1 protein-coding gene and 1 pseudogene are annotated in these 1,113 nt (G+C 67.5%); both read right to left on the bottom strand.

Going from position 1 to position 1,113, the window contains the following annotated elements; genetic code table 11:
- A pseudogene (locus JMF90_RS38085) lies at window positions 1-231 on the bottom strand (glutathione ABC transporter substrate-binding protein GsiB); the annotation flags it as partial.
- A 128-nt stretch (window positions 232-359) separates the two neighbouring features.
- Window positions 360-1,113, bottom strand: a 754-nt coding sequence (locus JMF90_RS38080) for an ATP-binding cassette domain-containing protein (protein WP_201326445.1), incomplete at its 5' end; no start/stop codon positions are given.

The following is a 1,113-nucleotide window of genomic DNA, read 5'->3' as shown; positions in this document are numbered from 1 at the left end:
CTTCATGTTCCGGTCGAAACCGAACAGGCCTTCGTAGAACGACTTGACGACAGCCTGCGACACCGTATCGTTCGCGTCGTACGGGTCCATCGTCGTAAACGTCGAGTACACGGCGACCACGACGTTCTGCTGCGCGAACGCGGGCACCGCGACCGACAGCGCGAGCGCGCCGGCCCCCGCGGCGAACAGCGCGCGCGGACGGAACATCGGGAACGAATACGACTTGTTCATCTTGCTGGGCTCCTGTGGATGATTCGGTAACGCGTGGTGGAAATCGCGGCGTGACTGCCCCCTTTCGGGAAAAGACGCCGTTGCCTTGCTCGTGCGCAGCTTCGGTCCATGGGCGACCTCCCGCGCGTTCAGTACGCGCCGCCGACGCGATGCGTCGCGACGTAATGATCGGGGCCGACCGCGACGAGCGGCGCGACGACCGGCTCGTCGCCGACCGCGCGGATCGGGCTCGGAATCTCGTCCGCGGCAAGCTGGCGCGGCGCATGCCGGCGCGCGGGGTCGGCCACCGGCACCGCGCTCATCAGCTTCTTCGTGTACGGATGCTGCGGCGCCTCGAACACCGCGCGGCGCGGGCCGATCTCGACGATCTGGCCGAGATACATCACCGCGACGCGATGGCTGATGCGCTCGACGACGGCCATGTCGTGCGAGATGAACAGGTACGCGACGCCGAGCTCGCGCTGCAGGTCGAGCATCAGGTTGACGATCTGCGCCTGCACCGACACGTCGAGCGCCGACACCGATTCGTCGGCGATCACGACCTTCGGATTCAGCGCAAGCGCACGCGCGATCGCGATCCGCTGGCGCTGGCCGCCCGAGAATTCGTGCGGATAGCGACGCGCGGCCTCCGGCGGCAGGCCGACCTTGTCGAGCAGCCAGTCGACGCGCGCCTGCGCCTCGCTGCCGCTCGCGACGCCGTGCACGAGCAGCGGCTCCATGATCGAGAAGCCGACGGTCAGGCGCGGGTTCAGCGACGCGAACGGGTCCTGGAAGATGAACTGGATGTTGCGGCGCAACGCCTGCAGGTCCGAACCCTTCAGCGCGCTGATGTCGCGGCCGTCGAATTCGATCGAGCCGCTTTGCGATTCGACGAGACGCAAC

It is taken from the genome of Burkholderia sp. E168m23, assembly GCF_016586125.1.
Taxonomy (GTDB): Bacteria; Pseudomonadota; Gammaproteobacteria; order Burkholderiales; family Burkholderiaceae; genus Burkholderia; species Burkholderia orbicola.
The sequence above is the reverse complement of the archived record's forward strand: the minus strand, read 5'-3'. Positions and strand labels throughout refer to the sequence as shown.